19 protein-coding genes are annotated in these 18092 nt (G+C 41.1%); 10 read left to right on the forward strand and 9 right to left on the reverse strand.

What is annotated here, in order from left to right:
• The first annotated feature begins 36 nt into the window (after positions 1-36).
• Entirely contained in the window at positions 37-852 is an 816-nt protein-coding gene (locus tag DI060_RS18010; RefSeq protein WP_108978379.1) for a carbon-nitrogen hydrolase family protein, read from the forward strand.
• A gap of 11 nt (positions 853-863) precedes the next feature.
• Here the strand turns inward: DI060_RS18010 and DI060_RS18015 are convergent, their stop codons facing one another.
• The gene (locus tag DI060_RS18015; RefSeq protein ID WP_108978380.1) at positions 864-1754 is read right to left on the reverse strand and encodes an alpha/beta fold hydrolase; all 891 of its coding nucleotides are present in this window, start codon (positions 1752-1754) and stop codon (positions 864-866) included.
• 10 nt (positions 1755-1764) lie between these two features.
• Complete coding sequence (alr, locus tag DI060_RS18020; protein ID WP_108978381.1) at positions 1765-2895, reverse strand: alanine racemase; 1131 nt, start codon at positions 2893-2895, stop codon at positions 1765-1767.
• Between the two features lie 58 nt (positions 2896-2953).
• On the opposite strand from alr, the gene DI060_RS18025 reads away from it, so the two are divergent.
• The 5 genes from DI060_RS18025 to DI060_RS18045 are packed head-to-tail and all read left to right on the forward strand — an operon-like array spanning position 2954 to position 7892.
• Positions 2954-4153: an aminotransferase class V-fold PLP-dependent enzyme gene (locus DI060_RS18025; RefSeq protein ID WP_108978382.1), complete on the forward strand. Its 1200-nt coding sequence runs from the start codon at positions 2954-2956 to the stop codon at positions 4151-4153.
• 5 nt (positions 4154-4158) lie between these two features.
• Positions 4159-5091: a bile acid:sodium symporter family protein gene (locus tag DI060_RS18030; RefSeq protein WP_108978383.1), complete on the forward strand. Its 933-nt coding sequence runs from the start codon at positions 4159-4161 to the stop codon at positions 5089-5091.
• A 34-nt stretch (positions 5092-5125) separates the two neighbouring features.
• Complete coding sequence (rpmG, locus tag DI060_RS18035; RefSeq protein ID WP_108978451.1) at positions 5126-5287, forward strand: 50S ribosomal protein L33; 162 nt, start codon at positions 5126-5128, stop codon at positions 5285-5287.
• A 6-nt stretch (positions 5288-5293) separates the two neighbouring features.
• Positions 5294-5761: a TraR/DksA family transcriptional regulator gene (locus DI060_RS18040; protein ID WP_108978384.1), complete on the forward strand. Its 468-nt coding sequence runs from the start codon at positions 5294-5296 to the stop codon at positions 5759-5761.
• A 55-nt stretch (positions 5762-5816) separates the two neighbouring features.
• Positions 5817-7892 carry a hypothetical protein gene (locus DI060_RS18045; protein WP_108978385.1) on the forward strand — a complete coding sequence of 692 codons (2076 nt, stop codon included), beginning with the start codon at positions 5817-5819 and terminating at the stop codon, positions 7890-7892.
• A 4-nt stretch (positions 7893-7896) separates the two neighbouring features.
• Here DI060_RS18045 and DI060_RS18050 read toward each other — a convergent pair whose 3' ends face one another.
• The 4 genes from DI060_RS18050 to DI060_RS18065 form a co-directional block, all read right to left on the reverse strand.
• Positions 7897-9051, reverse strand: a complete 1155-nt coding sequence (locus DI060_RS18050) for an AMP-binding protein (RefSeq protein ID WP_108978386.1) — start codon at positions 9049-9051, stop codon at positions 7897-7899.
• A 70-nt stretch (positions 9052-9121) separates the two neighbouring features.
• On the reverse strand, positions 9122-10816 hold the full coding sequence (locus DI060_RS18055; protein ID WP_108978387.1) for an LruC domain-containing protein: 1695 nt from the start codon (positions 10814-10816) through the stop codon (positions 9122-9124).
• Positions 10817-10975: 159 nt separating this feature from the next.
• Positions 10976-11335, reverse strand: a complete 360-nt coding sequence (locus tag DI060_RS18060; RefSeq protein ID WP_108978388.1) for a gamma-glutamylcyclotransferase family protein — start codon at positions 11333-11335, stop codon at positions 10976-10978.
• A gap of 3 nt (positions 11336-11338) precedes the next feature.
• Entirely contained in the window at positions 11339-12070 is a 732-nt protein-coding gene (locus DI060_RS18065) for a ubiquinone/menaquinone biosynthesis methyltransferase (protein WP_108978452.1), read from the reverse strand.
• Positions 12071-12086: 16 nt separating this feature from the next.
• Between DI060_RS18065 and DI060_RS18070 the strand changes: the two genes are divergently transcribed.
• Complete coding sequence (locus DI060_RS18070; RefSeq protein ID WP_108978389.1) at positions 12087-12545, forward strand: MotA/TolQ/ExbB proton channel family protein; 459 nt, start codon at positions 12087-12089, stop codon at positions 12543-12545.
• A gap of 1 nt (position 12546) precedes the next feature.
• Positions 12547-12948: an ExbD/TolR family protein gene (locus tag DI060_RS18075; RefSeq protein WP_108978390.1), complete on the forward strand. Its 402-nt coding sequence runs from the start codon at positions 12547-12549 to the stop codon at positions 12946-12948.
• A 4-nt stretch (positions 12949-12952) separates the two neighbouring features.
• Here DI060_RS18075 and DI060_RS18080 read toward each other — a convergent pair whose 3' ends face one another.
• Both DI060_RS18080 and DI060_RS18085 read right to left on the reverse strand, forming a co-directional pair.
• Entirely contained in the window at positions 12953-14482 is a 1530-nt protein-coding gene (locus DI060_RS18080) for a sensor histidine kinase (protein ID WP_108978391.1), read from the reverse strand.
• A complete protein-coding gene (locus DI060_RS18085; RefSeq protein ID WP_244594501.1) occupies positions 14482-15669 on the reverse strand; it encodes a PP2C family protein-serine/threonine phosphatase in 1188 nt (395 codons plus the stop codon). Before DI060_RS18085 ends, DI060_RS18080 begins: the two co-directional genes overlap by 1 nt.
• Positions 15670-15671: 2 nt before the next feature.
• On the opposite strand from DI060_RS18085, the gene dinB reads away from it, so the two are divergent.
• Together dinB and DI060_RS18095 are read left to right on the forward strand one after the other, a co-directional pair.
• Positions 15672-16763, forward strand: coding sequence for a DNA polymerase IV (gene dinB, locus DI060_RS18090; protein WP_108978392.1), 1092 nt, complete (start codon positions 15672-15674; stop codon positions 16761-16763).
• Between the two features lie 10 nt (positions 16764-16773).
• Positions 16774-17472, forward strand: a complete 699-nt coding sequence (locus DI060_RS18095; RefSeq protein WP_108978393.1) for an alpha/beta hydrolase — start codon at positions 16774-16776, stop codon at positions 17470-17472.
• Here DI060_RS18095 and DI060_RS18100 read toward each other — a convergent pair whose 3' ends face one another.
• Positions 17473-18084, reverse strand: a complete 612-nt coding sequence (locus DI060_RS18100; protein WP_108978394.1) for a CDP-alcohol phosphatidyltransferase family protein — start codon at positions 18082-18084, stop codon at positions 17473-17475. It abuts the gene before it with no gap.
• Positions 18085-18092 lie beyond the last annotated feature (8 nt).

Here is an 18092-nt window from a genome sequence, read left to right on the forward strand (position 1 = left end):
GGTTGGCAAGCATTCGAATTATAGGACTTTTTTTTTATGACGAATCTATTTAAAGCTGCAGCAATACAAGTAACGAGTACGGCAAGGATATCCAATAACCTAACTACGTGTAGAAATTGGATCGAAAAAGCGGTTAAGGAAGGTGCCAAACTCATTGGTCTTCCTGAAAATTTTTCGTTTATGGGCCATGAGGACGAAAAGAAGAATATGATCGGAGAAATTGAGGAGCAAACAAAATCGTTTTTGGAGGAAACTTCCAAAGAATTGGGCATCTTTCTCTTGGGTGGTGGATTTCCTACCGATGCGGGCAATGGAAAGGTTTTCAACACTGCCATCCTCTATGGTCCAAATGGTGAGCCTCTTTTTACCTACCACAAAGCACACTTATTTGATGCCGAAGTAGGAGATGGGATTCGTTATGGAGAGTCTCGTTCCACAGAAAGTGGCAAACAAATACCAAAGATAGCAAAAACAGAATTGGGAGACATCTCATCGGGAATATGCTATGATATTCGGTTCCCAGAACTATTCCGCGAGCTGTCCAAAGAGGGATGCGAGATTTGTTTTTTACCCGCTGCCTTCACTGTTCCTACAGGCGAAGCTCATTGGGAGGTACTTCTCAGAGCACGTGCCATTGAAAATCTAATGTACGTAATCGCACCAGGCCAAACTGGAGTCCACGATCCACAGGGAAGAAGGCGAACCTATGGCAACTCTTTGATCATTGGTCCTTGGGGAGATCTCTTGGCAAAGGCTAACCAGGAACCTGGAATAGTTCTGGCAGAATTGAATTTGGAAATGCTCCGAGAGAAACGTAAACAATTCCCAGCCTTACACCACAGGCGATTCTAAACGAACAGGTCTTAGCCTTTCGTACGTTTTGTCTGTTTTTTGGCACTTAAAAAATCAGACATCACCTTCTCAGCCAATTCGATTTTTTCCATGTGGACAAAGTGTCCGCATTCAGCAAAGTGAACCGCTTGGATATTGGGGGTAGAACGCTCAACTTCCTCTATGTCCTTCCCGGGCACGACTGGATCTTCATCTCCTCTAAGAAGTAAAATGGGGACTTCATTCCCGAACACCAAGGGACGAATATCAGCTCGGTCTAACATTTCTAAGACTAGAAGCATATTCCTCGGCTCTATTTTATCAAATTGTTTTTGATAAATCTCCAGAAATGACTTTATATCCTCACGGTCATGGAATTCACTTGAGTCATATACTCCGTAAGAGAATCCCATCTGTAGGGCGTTCGGAAAATTTCGACCTACTTTAAAGCCAAAATCAAAGATCCCTCCTAGGTTTGTTCTCAAACCCAAAACACCTAATTTCAAAGGCCCACGAACAGGTCCATGTATGTAAGGTGCTATCGAAATGCTTTGTTTGATCCTCGTTGGATACAAGGCAGAAAGCGCAAGAACTGCCATCCCACCTGTAGAATGGCCTACTAAAGTAATCTGGCTCGTTCCAGCGGCGGCCCAAACTGCCTCGGCTTGGGTTTCCAAAAATTCCATAAGAGTTAATTTTTGCGATTGGTCTAAGATTTCTGCTGGGTAATGACCAACTAAGTCTAGTTCAATGACCTCCCCCCATTTTTGGAAAAATGGGATGTTGAGCCCCCAGTAACCTGCTGCAGAACACCACCCACCGATCAAAACTATTTTTTCTTTTGATTTTGGATTTGAACTTGGATAGCTCGAATACGTGAGTCTGTGGTTTTTCCATTCGAAACTTTTTCTAATCTCTGACACCTGTGTTACCTCATTTGGTTTTAATGCGAGGGAATTGGTCTAAAATTGACGTAACAACTTCATAGTTGATTGTACCCGACCATGTTGCATGGTCATCTGCGCTGACTGATTCATCCTGTGATTTTCCTATGACTATGACTTCGTCACCAATATGTACATTTGGGATATGAGTGATTTCGACCATTGTCATATTCATGCAGATTCTACCTAGGATACGAGCACGTTCACCTTTGATGAGTACATAGCCATTGTTCGACAATTTTCGGTCCAATCCTTCATAGTAACCAACGGGTAGAACAGCAAGTTTTGTGGGATAGGTGGTTTTGAATGTAGAGCCGTACCCTACAAACTCACCTGCCTTTAAGTCTTGTATATGTTGGATTCTAGTTTTCCAAGTCAGTACAGGTTGTAACATTCCAATGTCTTTCCCCATCATTGACAGGGATAATTTTGTTTCGAGGCTTGGCCATAGCCCATACATAGAAATGCCCAAACGGATCATGTCCATCCTGGCCTCTGGAAACAACATAGCAGAGGCAGAAGAAGCACAATGCCTCAGGAGATTTGTATATCCGTATTTTGCAAATATTGAGATTCCGTTCTGGAATTTAGTTAGCTGCCGCATGGAAAAAGAATGTTCTGTAAAATCTTCAGTGCTTGCAAAATGGGTCGCGATGCCATCTAACAAGAGAGATCTCTTTTTCAGTTCCGAGGCGAAGGATTCCCAATTGGGTTCAGACTGTCCTAAACGGGACATGCCTGTGTTCAACTTCAAATGAATTTTTGGTCTAGGGTTCAACTGGCAGAGCGCTTCTATCTCTGCAATTTCTGAAACCATCACCCAATACCGTTCATCTGCTAAAAGATGAGATCGTTCTGTCAACATCGGGATGCTCCCCATGATGAGGACAATAGCATTCGGGAAATGGTTTCGTAGTAGGATAGCTTCTTCTAGGGCATTCACTCCCAATAAATCAGCACCTGCCTCCAGTGCCATTTCCGCTATGGGCAAAAGACCATGCCCGTAGGCGTTTGATTTGACCACTGCTGTGATCTTTGTCTCTGGTCCTAATAATTTCCGATACAATCGTAGGTTATGGCTTAGGGCTTCTTGGGAAAGATGAACCTCTGACGATATCATACCTCATCCATTTTTTTTTACTTTTCCCATCTGTCGCTTCAGATATTTCTCTACATCAATGTCCCTTTTAGAAAGCCTCCGTCGTCCATTTGTGCAAAATCCCAGTTGGGAAGAGGTTCGCTCACTCTATCCCATCCAGTCAGATTCAATTTGGTTTAATTTTTGTGGGATTTCACCCATTTCTTCTTATGCAAGAAAGGTCATGGATGATTTTTTTGAAGAGTATTCAAAATTCGGAATCTATGCTCCAAATTTCACAGAGGCAAAGGTAAAGGCAGAAATTAGAACCCTACTAGCACCTATCTTGGGTTGCGAGGCTCACCAAATTGGCTTGGTTCACAATACTTCTGAAGGGATGAATCTCTACTCCCATAGTATCAACCTTCCGAAAGGCTCGCGCATTCTCGTATTGGAAAATGAATATCCTAGTAATGTATATCCTTGGGAGCATTGGCAAAGCAAGGGTGTTGATTTAACATTTGTTCAGCTAGGGACAACGCCAGAAGAATTTTCAAATCTATTGGAAATTGAGTTTAAATCGGGTAGAGTTTCCTTACTTTCCATTTCCCCAGTCCACTGGTGCACTGGTATGCCGATTTTGATGGAAGACGTTGCTAGGCTATGTAAAAAATTCAATGTTCGTCTAGTGATTGATGGCTCCCAAAGTGTAGGACACCAAGTTTCCAAACTTTCAGAGTGGAATGTAGAATTTGCCGTGTTTGCTGCCTGGAAATGGTTATTGGGTCCCTTGGGTCTTGGTATAGTGTATGTTTCCGATTCCTTGAGTGAAAATTTTGAACTTATTTTTAAAGGTGCAGGGAGTGTGAAAAATGACTCGCAGTATTTACCTTATCGCAAAGAAAGAAAAGCTGCTGCAGATCAGTTTGAACATAGTACTGCCAATTTTAATGATTGGGTATATTTTTTAGCTTCTTTACACATGCTAAACCAAATTACCTACCCAAAGGTTTACGAAAGAATTTATGATATTTCCAATCAACTCCAAACCATGTTGCGAGGATTGGGTTATCTTTTGGATTCAGATTTTTTTCCAAACCACTCGACTGGTATCATCGCAATTCGAGGGAGAAAAAATGGTGAAGAATTCCGTCCAGAAGAACTGCAACTGTTTCTAAAAACAAAAAAGATTTTTACTGTTGTTCGTCTCGGTAGATTGAGAATTGCACCTCATATTCCAGTAACAGAGGAACACATTGAACGCTTGGAAAGGGCACTTCGCGAGTACGGTGCTAGATAAGGTCTATGTTGGAAAAGATTGTCAATGGATTTCCCTTTGTGCTCTTGACCTTTACTGCGCTTGCGTTTATATACCCGACAGCCTTTCAATGGTTCCAAGGAGCTTGGATTACATATAGTTTAGGGGGCATCATGCTTGGGATGGGACTCAGTCTAACATTCCAAGATTTTAAACGAGTATTAACTTTGCCAGGTCCAATTCTTCTCGGGACTATTTTACAATTTACCATCATGCCTATGTTAGGCTATTGTTTGAGCCAAATCCTTTCTCTGCCAGAACCATTTGCCATTGGTTTAATTTTGGTTTCGGTTTGTCCAGGTGGAACCGCATCGAATGTGATCACCTTTCTTGCAAAAGGAAATTTACCACTCAGTGTGACTTTAACTTCGATATCTACCTTTCTTGCCATTGTCATAACACCTACTTTGGCAACACTTTTGATTGGAAGTCGTTTGGATGTTGATCCTTATCCATTATTTTTGACTACTTTGCAGGTAATCTTGGTTCCCGTACTATTGGGTATCCTTTTGAGGCGTTACTTCCCGCTTTTTTCACAGAGCCTAAGCAAAGGATCTGCTTTGGTTTCCGTACTCTTGGTATCCCTGATCGTCTCATCCATTATCTCCCAAGGGAAAAACCACATCCTAAATGCGGATATGAGTATCTTTCTCGCTGTTTTTATACTGCATGCCGGAGGGTTTTTACTCGGGTATCTCGTCTCCTTACTCTTCTATCGCGATGCATCCATCCTAAGGACTGTCTCTATCGAAGTAGGAATGCAAAACTCTGGTTTGGGGGCGGTTCTCGCAAAGGCACATTTTTTGGATCCACAAACGGCGATCCCGAGTGCTCTGTCCAGTTTGACCCATTCCTTGCTTGGAAGCTTTCTTGCGGCCATATGGCGAAATTCGACGGAAAAAGAAGGCATTGATTCTTGACGATTTTCTACCTTCTCCCGTAATGGCATTCATTATGAGAGAAGTCATAAAATTATCGTGCACTACCTGCGAGACTCCTGGTCGATCCACGTATTTTCAAACTAAAAACAAGAAGACAAAGTCGGAAAAATTAGTTACGAAAAAATACTGTAAATTTTGCCAAAAGCATACAGACCATAAGGAATCCAAAGTCTAATCAGAAATGGCAAAACAAGCAGCAAAGTCAGTAGAGAAGGGTGTAGACAAAAAGTTCATTGAGGAAGTGAAAGAGCTTCTCCAAGAGAAAAAGGAGTCTCTCCTCATTAAATTGAACCAATGGGAAGACACGAGCTCTCCTTCTGGCCTAAAGGAAATGGGCGACATTGCTGACATTGCGTCTGAGTTGAATTTTGAAGCCTTGAGTTCTGTTTTGACAGAAAATGAAATCGAAACTTTGAAAGAGATCGAATATGCTCTGGAAAAGATCGAAAATGGCTCTTATGGGATTTGCGAAGGCACAGGCAAAAAGATCCCAGTCGCCCGTTTGAAGGCCATTCCGTGGACCCGATACACGGTAGAATATGCTGAACAGATTGCAAAAAGCAAAGCTAGGTCTGGCAATAACTACCATAGAATGGATACCCTCTCTTCTTACCCAAGCACCTCGATGGATATGGACTCCTTAGAATAAGGAGTCTTCAAATTTAAATTGCATTCTACTCCAAAACCTGTATCCACAAAGGATAGTGGTATACCTTCAGCGTTTTAAAAAAGTTCCTTGGGAAGCCGTACTGTTCTTCAGTTTCCTTTCCTATTTCACATTTTCCTTGTATCGTTTCGTTTTCCCTCTCCAAACCAATTGGTTTGTGCCTAGTTTTCTCTTTCAATTTTCCTTTGCCTTTTTCCCTCAACTCTATGGAAGAAAATTTGGACGTATTTTCACTGCGATTGGAGCTATCCTTCTCACGCGAGTTGGTGATGCTTTTGAGGTCACAGCTAGCTTTTACTTACATGATTTGGTCGGACTCTTTTTAGGGTCCATTTTAGGCATCGTTTTAAGGGAAATTTTACTTGTGATGAGCGGGCAAGGGGAGTCTGAACTGCCCAAACAATCCGATCAAATTGTAACCCAATGGAAGATTCGAAACCCTGTGAGCATCCAACAACCTAGTTTATTTTTCTATACCCCCACTTACATATTATTGTGGTTAGTTGTTCTCTTGTTTTGTGTTTATTTGCAAGGATATGGGTTTAGCTCTATCACACAGTTCCAGGTACCAGAATACCAATACCTGCCAGGTATTTCTTCGAGAACCTTTATGTCCGTGCCGACAACTATCTTCTTGGCATTATTTTTGCCTATACTCTACTTTTTTGCGGAAGAGAGATTTCATATCAGCCACCAAAGGGATTCGATCAGAAAGCATTTGTTATTCGGAATTCTATTAGGATTTTTAATTCAGTTATTTGTTATTTTCATGCAATCCCACTATTCATTCGGTTTTTTCACCAAAGGATCTGGAACATCCGTTGGAGCAAAACGGGCACCTGGAATGTTTATCGATTCAGGTTCTTCTTCCTGGATTGTTCCTACTCTTGCTTTATTTTTCCTTTTCTTTTTATATGAGAAATACAAAAAGTCTAAAGACCGCTTTGGTTACTTTTTGATCCTTCCTCTAGTTCTCTTGGTATCTGATCTTGGGCTATCACAGGCAAAAACTTTTTGGGCGATTTGGCTTCCTAGCTTGTTTGTTTTTTTGATTTTTTCTGTGACAAAAAAACTAATCAAAGTCAATTTATATTTACACATAACGCGCGCTATATGTATTATTGTATTGCCTTTACTTCTCGTTGCTATTTTGTATGGTTTTTCAAAACTACCTACAGATTCAGTTCTAAAAGAATTTGGTGTTCGATATGTAAACTTTCAGTCAGCCTTCATGCAGAAAAAAGGATGGGAGGCTCTAAAAGATTTAGATGAGACTCGTTTTGATTTGATTGAGGTTTCATGGGCGAGTTTTAAGGAATCTCCGACTTTTGGGAAGGGCTTAGGTTCTCTTCCCATTCTTTTACGGGAAGGAAAAGGAAAACAATTGAAGACAGACCTCGTTGATGTGCCACCTAATTTTGGTTTAGCGATTCTTCATGACTTGGGAGTGGTCGGGTCGATTTTGGTCTTATTGTTTGTAGCCTTGACTGTCTGGGAAAGGTCTGCCTATCTATCATTCCTATTTTTGGTAGTTCCCTTTCAATTTGGGATGATGGTGCAACATCCAGATGGCGCATTTGTTGCCTTGTGTTTATTGTTTTACCCGCTAGCTGATGTGAGCCAGAAAGTTAGGCAATTGCGATATACAAATTGGTTTCGGTATATGGTGATCATACTCTCAATCGGTCTTCCACTTCACTATCTCTTATTTTTTACCCAGGATTTGATCGGGAAGGGAACGGGCTCGGACTTTCGAAAGAAGGAAATAGGTTCATACCAGACCTTTGTTTCCGTGTATGCGAGCGATACATTCCCCTTCCATCAATTCCATACTAGAGGTGTGGAATGGAAATTGGCGAAATCCTTCGCAAGCGGAAAAAAGACCTTAGAGATCCTTGGAGAATCGGACCAACAGAGCTTTGAATTGTTTTGGTTGAACCAAAAGAAAGAACTCTTGTCACAGCAATTGGCAGAATTGCAAAAGGAAAATGTCTACATATGGAAAGGAGAAATCCCCGGAGGCAGTGAATACCTTAAGATTCTTAGAAAGGGTGGTCATTTTTTTTCATTGCATCCCAATTACTTCCTGCCGTCTGGTGAGATTCGTCTGTAAGTTGTTAAGGTAAACTTTTTAGTAGGGCACGGTTGTCTGTTTTTCCATTGGGTAACTTTGGAAGGCTCTCCATTTCTATGATTTCGTCTGGGAGTAAACTCTTTGGAAGTTCAGCCTGCATGGTCTCCAAAAAAGATCCTTTCATCTTACCTCCCACATAAAAACAGTACACTCTGTCTTCGCCGCCAACGGATTTTGATGCACAGAAGATTTCCTTCATTTCATGGTCTAGACTTTGGATTAAATTTTCAATATGGTCGAGAGATACTCTTTTCCCTTTCCGTTTGATGATACGATCCACTCGTCCATGGAGATTCCATTGGTCTTCATTCAGTTCCCCTGCATCGCCTGTCTCGTAAAATCCATTTTCGTCTAAGAGGGATTCTGCTATCCAATGGTCTCCCGAATCTTTGAAAGCTCTTTTGGAGATAAATGGACTCTTTACTTGGAGTATGGATTGGCCATCTATCCATTTGCTCTTTGGTTCCACACTAGCTAACAAATAAAATCTTGCTTCAAACAATGGATCCCGAACGCCCATAGCTCCTGTTTCCGTTGATCCATAGATTTCTTGCACAGAATAGTGACCCATCTCTCGTATTCGTTTGGCCAAGGGTACGGGGAACTTTGCTCCAGAACTGAGAATTTTTTGGGGTAGGTTTTGCTTTTCTTGCAGGTTCCGATCAATGAGATAGGGGATGGAGACCAGTAGATCATGTTTGGATTTTTCAGATGGCAAGCCATCTTTTGGATCTCGAAAAGCATGTAAAAAAATCGGCTTTCCTAAGGTTTTGGGGATCAGATAGCCCCATAGAAGACCGTACAAATGGCAGAGGGGCACAGAAACAAAGAATCTATCGATCTCCGATAGCTTCCATGCTAAGGCTGAGGCATCGATCCAAAAGTCCACTTCTGCTCTCAATTCCGCGAGGGATTTTTCCACCAATTTGATGGTGCCAGTGGAACCAGAAGTCGCCATCCAGAAATGACCGTCTTCCGCTGAGGGAAGTTTGTGCAAACTTGTTTGGAGTTGGGAATGGAGAGAGGTTCCTTCCCATTTCGGATCTATGAGAATGGGGCTTGTCTTTCCCATTGCCAATGCAGTTTCCCATGCTCCCGAAAGGAAGTAATCTGTATTGGCAAAGATAAGTTCAGGCATGGTACAAAGAAAAACCCCCCCAAGGTGCTTGGGAAGGGTTTCTCCTATGGCTTCGTGCGAAAAACCGAAACTAAGCGGATTTTTTCGTAGCTCGTTTTTTGAAAAGGAAGCCCATAGCAGCTCCGAGAACAATCAAACTTGCTGAGATTTCAAAGATATTGGACTTCACTGCCTTTACTAGGTAGGCTGAAAATCCAGTCTCTGTATAGAAATCCTTTACCTTTACTATGTAGGTTGGATTTGTCACTTGGGTATACCAATCTTTGTGTTGGACACCGAAAGACTCCGCCCAAGTATTGAAGTAGGCATAGCCAGTAGAAGAAGCTTTTCGGATATCAGAACCAGCCGTTGGGTGGTTGAAGACACCAGGAACGATAATGGCCCAAGGGAAGCCTTTGGAGTCTATATAAACATCTTTACCACTGCCATCAAACACAAAGCCTGGGCGGTAGATTTGTCGGTATACGCCATTTGTTTTTTGGTTGAAGGCTAAGAAGTAATTGAGGTGTCCCCCAACAGTATTCTTTGCAGTATTTAAATCAACAGCTTGGTCGAAAGTGATCGTAATATTTGCCGTCACTCCTCTCACAAAATCGTTTGCTGTGAAGCTTGCATTGGGTGCTGGAGAGTTTTGCTTTCCGAACAAAGTTTTGTCTGAGCTAGGTAAAATCAAAATACCTGTTTTGAGGGCTTGAGCACTCAAGTTCCCACCCGTACAGTCTCCCGAGGCGCCTGACACGTATTTTGTTGCGCCAGCACATCCAGACCAAGGGTTACCAGATCCATCTACATAGGAGATTTGGACAGTAGCTGCAGAGTTTACATCCAACTTCAATCGAAGTTCGTGGTTATAACCTGCTCCTTTTCCTACGTGTGTGAATATCCCTCGGATCTCTTTCACTTTATTGTCTGGAGTTTTGTCCATTTCAGTGCTAAATACAGTGGTGTGGTCGTTAAGATCCGCATCCCCAGCATTTGGGAATAAATCTTCGAAGGCAATTGTGTATCTTCCCGAACGTGCGGTAGAAGATAGATTTGGGTCTTCCGGAAATTCATCGTAAAGGTTGGCAACACCATCACAATCTGTGTCCACTGCCGCAACACAGCCGTTCACTGGTTGGAACTGGTCGGCAACTAAATTGACTGTTGGTGAAACGATGACGGTTCCATTGTTATTGGACAATTGGATAGGAGCCGAACCTGTAATTTCCTCTACTTGGCCTGTGCTTGGGTTCACTCCAACGACACTGATGGCAACCTCTACAACAGTCGGCGGAACCGAAATATTGATCGTAGCAGAACCATTGGCATCGGTATTTCCTTGGCCAAGAACATTGGTTTCTCCAGTAGAATTTTCTGAGATCGTGACAGGTGCGTTTGCGATCGGGCCCGCTTCGTTTTGCAAATTAACTGTGATGGGCACGGTAACATTTGTTTCAAAGTTAAAGCCACCATTGGCTGTTGTCTGGTTCACAACGGTAGTGGTTGTGGTAGAGGTAACGGTAGTAGGGCTGGTCTCCGTTGTGCTGCCTGTGCCTCCCGTGGAACTACCACTTGAGCTGCCAGAGCTAGTGCCTGTAGTCGCAGTGGCATCTAATCCTACTACCGAAAAGGTGTTCGAGTCTGCCGAAGTTGGCGCCTGTGTGCTAGAAGAATTGCTATCTCCGCCTAACAAACCTGGAGGGAGAAGAAGTAATCCTTTTTTCTTGTTGGAACAAGCCAAAAAGAGAAAGGGAATCACGAGTATGATGAGCGTCTTTTTCATATAAATGGTTCCTACCTAGTAAATATTACGACAAAAATTGGATTTTGACAAGCCTCTCTCCAAAAAAATGAGGGATTTTCATAGGAAATCCTAGCATTTGTACGGTACTAAGCCTATTTTTTTTTCTCATTTAGGAACTATGTCCCGAAAAGAGAACAGTTACCCAAACTCATCAGAGGGCCAAAGGCCTTCTGGGAGAAGGGCAGATGTTTTGATTTTGGCATTGGCTCCTGCAATGTATAGGTAAAAAGAGTAGGTTTCGTCGAAAATCCTTTCGTATACCCCGAGATGGGTCTCTTCGTAGGCATCCAAAACTTCCCAGTCTGAGTCAGGCAGAAGGTGGATCTCTCCCCAAACCGAGCTCCCCCATTTGGGAAGAAGGATCGGATATCTCTCATACTCATACATTTCATAGCCAAAAATCCTCACATTCTTTCGCAGGACAAAAGCCTTTGGCAAAGCTGATCGGATCCGAACAGCATCCTTTAAGCTTCCATAGACGAAAAGATTCCCAATCATCTATCAAGATTTCTTCGCTATATGTGCTACGGCGTTCCCAAAGACAAAATTTCGGTAGCGAACTTCCTTAAACCCCATACCGACAAGAATTTTGAGAAGGGTATCTTGGTCAGGGTAGGTCGTGGAAGAATGAGGTAGATAATCAAACATTTCATGTTGGGAACCAAAGATTAAGTAGCCAAAGATAGGAACGATTTTGAAAAAATAAAAGTCTGCAAAGAACTTCAAGAATTTTGGCTTTACCTTACCTACATCCAAATTTATGAAAACGCCATCTGGCTTTAGAATGCGGTGTATTTCTTTTAAGCACTTATGTAGGTCTGAGACATTTCGTAAACCAAAACCCATACTGACAAAGTCGACAGAACCATCAGAAAAATCTTTCAAGTTCATTGCATCACCTACGATGAGTTTTACGGTATCATCTTCGTTTAATTTATGCTTGGCGTACGAGAGCATATTTTCGGAAAAATCCAATCCTATTATTTGAACTGTCTTTGGGAATGTCTCACGGAGCCTTTTTGTAATGTCACCAGTCCCACAGCATAAGTCCAGACCCACTGTCGGCTTTTCTGTGTTGGTTTTGATTTGATCGACGAGCCAATTTTTCCAATTTCGGTGTAAGAAAAAACTATTCCAATCATTGAATCTGTCATAGGCTTTTGCAATGTCATCAAAATTGGATTTTACATATTCAGGTTTCTTTTCAGGGCTGGGTAATTGATACTGGCTCATAGTAGGCTTTTCTTCCATGAATGGGACAATTTCGCAGGGTGCAAATTTCATTTTAGTTGTATTGGGAATATTTTCTATCTTGGGTTTGGGAACTTTTCTCTACCTCATCAAAGAAATGCAAAAAGCAAAATCCAATCTCAAGAGAGCGACAGGAGTTTCCAGCCAAAGGGAAGAGGAAGACTTTGATCTTGAAGTTGCCAATATTGAGATGGCACTCGATTGGTTTCCTTCCTTTGCTTCGATTGCAATGCTACTTGGGCTTTTGGGAACGGTACTTGGAATTTATACCTCATTTTCGGAGATGCAAGCAGCTGGTAAGGCGACTATGGATGTACTCGCTGGTGGTATCAAAGATGCCTTATTGACGACAATCGTAGGTTTACTGGTTGCGATCCCATTCCAGATCTACTCACAAATATTAGAATCCCTTTTCTTTAAACTAAAGGAATCTCATATCAGGAGCAAAAAGAGCTGATATGAGCTCTCTTCGTAGAAAGAGAAGGTCCAATTTGGATCTAAGCAGTCTTTTAGATATACTTTTTATATTGCTAATTTTTCTGATGCTATCGGTTCGTTTTACCGATTTGCACTCGTTTATAGAATTGGATTTGCCATCTGTCGAATCACAGAGTTTAGGCGACCAAAAATCCAGAATCTTAATTAGTATCAAAAATAATGAAACTTTTTTTTTGAATCAAACTGAACTAGAGAAAGATCTATTCTATAAAGAATTGAATCTTAAAATCAGTGCAGATAATAAAATGATGGTAGTGCTCGAATTAGAAAAAAAAGTCCCGTTCTATCTTTTTCTAGAGGTATCGGAGTTTTTGAAAAAGAGAGGGGTTAACCAAGTCCAGATACTCACAAAGAACCCTTAAGCATTTAGATAGATTGGATCAAGGAAATGAAAAATTTAAACTTTTTTTCCGCTATCTTTTGGTTCAGTAATTCAATCGCATCTGATCTTTCTGGAAGGTTACGTAACAGTTCTTTTAATCGAGTGAAATCTTGGAAACGAATGGATTTTAAGATTTCCTTCTGAATGTTCTCTTCGGTTTCCTTCAGAAATGTTTGTACGAGAAGTATCTCTTCTTGAAGGGATTCTTCATCTGTTCGTAGATGATCTGTACTGATTCTCTGGATGACAGGGCTTTTGATGATAGGATTTGTTTCTTGGTTGGAGATTTTTAGTGGGATTTGGAATTCAAACTGGGAACCAAAAGAAACTTCGCTTTGCACAGAAATCGTACCTCCTAAAAATTCAACTAACTGATGTGATATGGATAGTCCTAAGCCAGTTCCTTTTTGGTAAGAGGAGCTATTTTCCCCTTGGTGGAAGGCCTCAAAAATACGTTCTAACTGGTCTTTTGCGATGCCTTGGCCAGTATCTTTGACTCGAAAGACAATGACTTCAAAACTCGATTGGTCCTTTGCCTTGGAAGGGATAATATCAATATCAACTGTTACCTCCCCTCGGTTTGTAAATTTTAAGGCATTGCCAAGTAGATTGATCAATATTTGCAGGATTTTTTGTTCATCACCAATGTATATTCTATCGTAATCTATCTTTCTTTGGACCAGAGAGAAACGGATTTTCTTTTCAACGAACTGGTAGGCAAACAACGAGAAGAGATTTTCCCAAATTTTTCCCAGAGTGAACAAATCTGAAGATTCTGTCATTTTACCTGCCTCAATTTTGGAGAGGTCCAAAAGATCATTGATCAGACTGAGAAGGTGTAGACCATTTTTGTACATAGATTCCACATATCCGCGCAAATGGTTAGGAAGACCTGGGTCTTTTTCTAGAATTTGAGAGAAACCAATCACTGCATGTAAAGGTGTTCGAAGTTCATGGGTAATCTTAGAAAAGAAAATAGATTTTGATTGGTTTGCGTTCTTTGCCTGTTTTGCGGCAGTCTTAAGTTTTTCTTCGGCTAAAATTCTATTTGTGATATCATTACCAATGGATAAAATCTCTATCGGGTTACCATTTTTGTCTCTAAAGACTCGATTTGACCAAGTAATAGTTTTTTTTGTACCATCTTTGAGGTACACTTCGTATTCTTGTCGCACGAATTGATCTGGTAAATTGAGAATATTCAGCAAAAAGAGTTTTAGTCTTTCTGCTCTTTCTTCTGGTACCAAAAATAAGAATTTTAAGATATGTTTACCTATTGCATCCTTTGACGGTATAGAAAAAAAATCCTCAGCATATGGATTGATGGAGATAACGGAAAAATCAGGCTTCCATCTGATGATAATAGAGTTTGCAGTTTCATAAATATCTTGGTCGATTTTTTTGGAAAAGACGGAAGAGGATTTCTGAAGGAAAAAGAATAAAATGGATATAGACACACCAAAAACAAAAGATACCAAAAGCAAAAGAAAAATAATGGACCAGGTAATCGGCATTAGTTGATCTCCAGAAGAAGCATAGTCATATCATCTGCGATCATACCATTTGCATATTCTAGAACTTCGGATTGTACATTTTTTAGAAAGGATTCACCTCCAAGTTCCAAATATTTTTTTACTATGCCTTCAAATGCGGATTCACCCATATAATGGTCTTCTTTGTTCGGAACTTCAAACATGCCGTCACTGAACAAAAATAGCTTATCCCCACTTTCAAGGATCATTTCTTCATTTTCAATTTGCAATTGAGGGAACATCATCAAACAAAATCCTTTTGTTCCAAGCTTAAGGATTTGGTCTCTGCGGATTAAAAAAATCGGATGGTGGCCCGCCATTGAGTAAGATATCAATTTGTTTTCTGGATTGTACCTCAAATAGACTCCACTAATGAAATGACTGGAAATCATAGGTCCAAGTGTATTGTGTATCCAAGTCATACATTCACTCGGACTCATGAAAGATTTATTCATCGTCTTGAAAGTTATGATGGCCATGAGCGATACCATAGCCGCCGCAATTCCATGGCCCGTGACATCACCAAAAAGAATATCCAGATCACCGTTTACTAACAAGTCATATGTGATCAGGTCACCTCCAATCTTATCCATAGGAGTATAGGAGGAATAGATTTGATAGGCAGGTGAAGGTGGGAAGTGGTAACTGACCAAGTTTTGTTGGTTTGCTTTTGCCAGGTCTAGGTCATTGTTGATCGCTTGGATCAACCTATTCTTTTCTTTTTCTAGGTCTCGGATCCTCAGTTGGTTGCGGATTCGTGCAAGTACTTCTTCTTCTTGGAATGGCTTGGAAATATAATCGACTGCACCTGCATTCAATCCTCTTACTATATCCGATGTTTCGTTTAAGGCTGAAAGAAAGATGATCGGTGTATCCTTCTTTTGGTTATGATTTAAGATTTGTTTGGCTGCCTCTAGGCCACTTATCCCTGGCAAAAGAATGTCTAAGAGGATCAGATCAAAATCCAATGCCTCTAAAAGCTCAAGGGCATATTCGCCGTCATAAGCGACAGCAATTTCATATCCTGCAGATAGAAGAATGTGTGTGATGATTTCAATATTGGTTTCATTGTCATCTACCACTAAGATTTTTGCAGAAATAGTACCCACTCGCATAAAACTTATCTTGGCGGATTGCTTTGGCAACTTAAAATTGGAAAGAGAATCCACAGATGACTTCAAGCCGTAAAATCATACATATTGATATGGATGCTTTTTACGCATCAGTAGAACAAAGGGATAGACCTGAATGGAAAGGAAAACCAGTCGTTGTAGGTGGATCTCCACATAGCAGAGGAGTTGTTTGTGCTGCGAGCTATGAAGCAAGGACCTTTGGCATACGATCGGCTATGCCTTGTTACCGAGCCTACCAATTATGCCCAACCGCAATTTTTACCGCGCCACGTTTCGATGTTTATAAACAAATCTCAAAAGAGATTAGGGAAATATTCTTTGAATATACAGATTTGGTGGAGCCTCTATCTTTAGATGAAGCCTATCTAGATGTCACCACCAACAAACGCCACATTCCTCATGCTAGTACCATAGCAAAAGAAATCCGAAGGAAGGTGTTCGAAAAAACTTCACTCACTTGTTCAGCCGGAGTGGCTTCTACAAAATTTCTGGCAAAGATGGCCTCAGAAAAAAATAAACCGAACGGCCTCTGTGTGATTCTACCAGAAGAAACAGAATCCTTTCTCTCTGATCTGAGTTTATCACAATTTCATGGGATAGGGCAGAAGACGGCTTTGCGACTCAAAGAATTGGGTTATGAGCGAGGAAGAGATCTTTTGAATGTGAAGGAAGAAGAACTCATTAAATTATTCGGAAAAATGGGAAAATCTTTTTTTCAAATGATGCGAGGGATTGATGACAGACCCGTTGTTCCTTACCGTGAGGCAAAATCAATCGGTGTTGAGACTACTTTTTTACGAGACAGTTCTGATCTGCCATTTCTTTTATCTCAATTGAATGCACTTTCGGAAGAGCTGGCTTTGCGCATGGAAAAAAAGCAAAGGCAAGGGAAAACAATTACTATCAAAGTCAAATATTCTGATTTTATGGTCCGTTCCAAAAGCCAAAGTTTCTCAAACTTTTTGTACTTGGCACATGACCTCTTTGAACAATCCTCTATTTTATTTACAAATCTTTGGAATGAGGACTCGGAACATTTACAAAAAATCAGATTACTGGGGATTTCCATTTCCAATTTAAACTCTAAGCCCAAAAACGAGGATGGGCAGTTAGAATTATTTTCTGTATGAAGGATTCATTATGTTAGAAGAAGAACCATTAGAAACCTTAGGTCCTCTAGAGGTCATCCGTGTGCAAGGTGACCCAGATGCCCCCACTATCGTTATCTTCCACGGATATGGAGCCAGTGCTTATGATCTGTATCCGATCCATGAAGTCTTAACAACAGAGCAGAATTTCAATTGGGTTTTTGCAAACGGGCATCTCAAAGTACCCATTATGCCGGGTTATAATGGAAGAGCTTGGTTTCCTATCGATATGGCTGCCTTAGAAGAAGCTATGCGCACAAAAAATTTTCGTAATTTTGCGGATAGAGACCCAGAAGGTATGTCAGTGGCAAGAGATGCTGCTCTACTCATGTTGCATACATTAGGCGTTCCGTTTGACCAAATTATTTTAGGTGGCTTTTCTCAAGGTGCCATGTTAGCAACGGACCTCAGTCTACGTTCTGAGACTAGTCCCAAAGGACTGATGGTGCTTTCAGGAGCCCTGGTAAATGAATCCCTTTGGAAGACACTGGCACCCAAAAAACAAAATCTAAGGTTTTTGCAATCTCATGGAGAGTATGACCAAGTCCTTGGTTATGCGAGCGCAAAACAATTGGAGAGACTCTTCAGAGAAAGTGGACTACTAGGAGAGTTCGTAGGATTTCCTGGTGGCCACGAAATCCCGCAAGTTGTCATCCAAGCCATGAGTCGGTATCTCAATAGTCTTTCTTGATCATTCGAAAGTATCGTGCTTTCCTAAAAAGATCAGACGGTACCTAGGCCAAAAAGTCAATAGGATGTACATTTCTATGCAACTACTTAGGATGAGGATGGGCAGAATCACATACCCGAAACCTACCAAGTAAGGATCTAAAAAATCAATCTCGGTAGAAGAGTAGCATAACAAGTAGTATGCTAATATGACAAAGTTAAGTGCTGTCCCTAATTTGGGGATGAACTTCGGTTTTACCTGAAAGCTAATTTTCTTCCATAAAACTAAGACGGGTACGACGGAAAGTTGCGATAGATCCCGTAGGCAGATGAGGATTACATAGTAGAAAGGTACAAGCCCTTTCCCAGTCAAATATAGAAAAAATCCAAGAACTACAAGTTTATCGGCAATGGGATCTAAAATAGAACCAAAGGTAGATATCAGATTCCACTTACGTGCAATCCAACCATCCAATGCGTCTGTCAAAAGAATAAAGAAGAGTAGGGGAAAAGCAAAAGACCAGCTCCGTGCCTCAAAAAAATACAAAGTGAGTGGAATGAACAAAATCCTCAGCAGAGTCAATAGATTTGGGGGAGAAAAGATTGTTTGCAAAATCACGGAGTATGTGGTCATATGAATCT

Origin of the sequence: Leptospira ryugenii (genome assembly GCF_003114855.1) — a bacterium.
Taxonomy (GTDB): domain Bacteria; phylum Spirochaetota; class Leptospiria; order Leptospirales; family Leptospiraceae; genus Leptospira_A; species Leptospira_A ryugenii.

Bases quoted from the DNA above. Each gene is read 5' to 3' on its own strand.
- DI060_RS18080 (WP_108978391.1), bottom strand. From the start codon at position 14,482: ATGCCGATTACCTGGTCCATTATTTTTCTTTTGCTTTTGGTATCTTTT.
- DI060_RS18030 (WP_108978383.1), top strand. From the start codon at position 4,159: ATGTTGGAAAAGATTGTCAATGGATTTCCCTTTGTGCTCTTGACCTTT.
- DI060_RS18100 (WP_108978394.1), bottom strand. From the start codon at position 18,084: ATGACCACATACTCCGTGATTTTGCAAACAATCTTTTCTCCCCCAAAT.
- DI060_RS18025 (WP_108978382.1), top strand. From the start codon at position 2,954: ATGTCCCTTTTAGAAAGCCTCCGTCGTCCATTTGTGCAAAATCCCAGT.
- DI060_RS18060 (WP_108978388.1), bottom strand. From the start codon at position 11,335: ATGATTGGGAATCTTTTCGTCTATGGAAGCTTAAAGGATGCTGTTCGG.
- DI060_RS18095 (WP_108978393.1), top strand. From the start codon at position 16,774: ATGTTAGAAGAAGAACCATTAGAAACCTTAGGTCCTCTAGAGGTCATC.
- DI060_RS18010 (WP_108978379.1), top strand. From the start codon at position 37: ATGACGAATCTATTTAAAGCTGCAGCAATACAAGTAACGAGTACGGCA.
- rpmG (WP_108978451.1), top strand. From the start codon at position 5,126: ATGAGAGAAGTCATAAAATTATCGTGCACTACCTGCGAGACTCCTGGT.
- DI060_RS18050 (WP_108978386.1), bottom strand. From the start codon at position 9,051: ATGCCTGAACTTATCTTTGCCAATACAGATTACTTCCTTTCGGGAGCA.
- alr (WP_108978381.1), bottom strand. From the start codon at position 2,895: ATGATATCGTCAGAGGTTCATCTTTCCCAAGAAGCCCTAAGCCATAAC.
- DI060_RS18075 (WP_108978390.1), top strand. From the start codon at position 12,547: ATGAGCTCTCTTCGTAGAAAGAGAAGGTCCAATTTGGATCTAAGCAGT.
- DI060_RS18070 (WP_108978389.1), top strand. From the start codon at position 12,087: ATGAATGGGACAATTTCGCAGGGTGCAAATTTCATTTTAGTTGTATTG.
- DI060_RS18065 (WP_108978452.1), bottom strand. From the start codon at position 12,070: ATGAGCCAGTATCAATTACCCAGCCCTGAAAAGAAACCTGAATATGTA.
- DI060_RS18040 (WP_108978384.1), top strand. From the start codon at position 5,294: ATGGCAAAACAAGCAGCAAAGTCAGTAGAGAAGGGTGTAGACAAAAAG.
- DI060_RS18055 (WP_108978387.1), bottom strand. From the start codon at position 10,816: ATGAAAAAGACGCTCATCATACTCGTGATTCCCTTTCTCTTTTTGGCT.
- dinB (WP_108978392.1), top strand. From the start codon at position 15,672: ATGACTTCAAGCCGTAAAATCATACATATTGATATGGATGCTTTTTAC.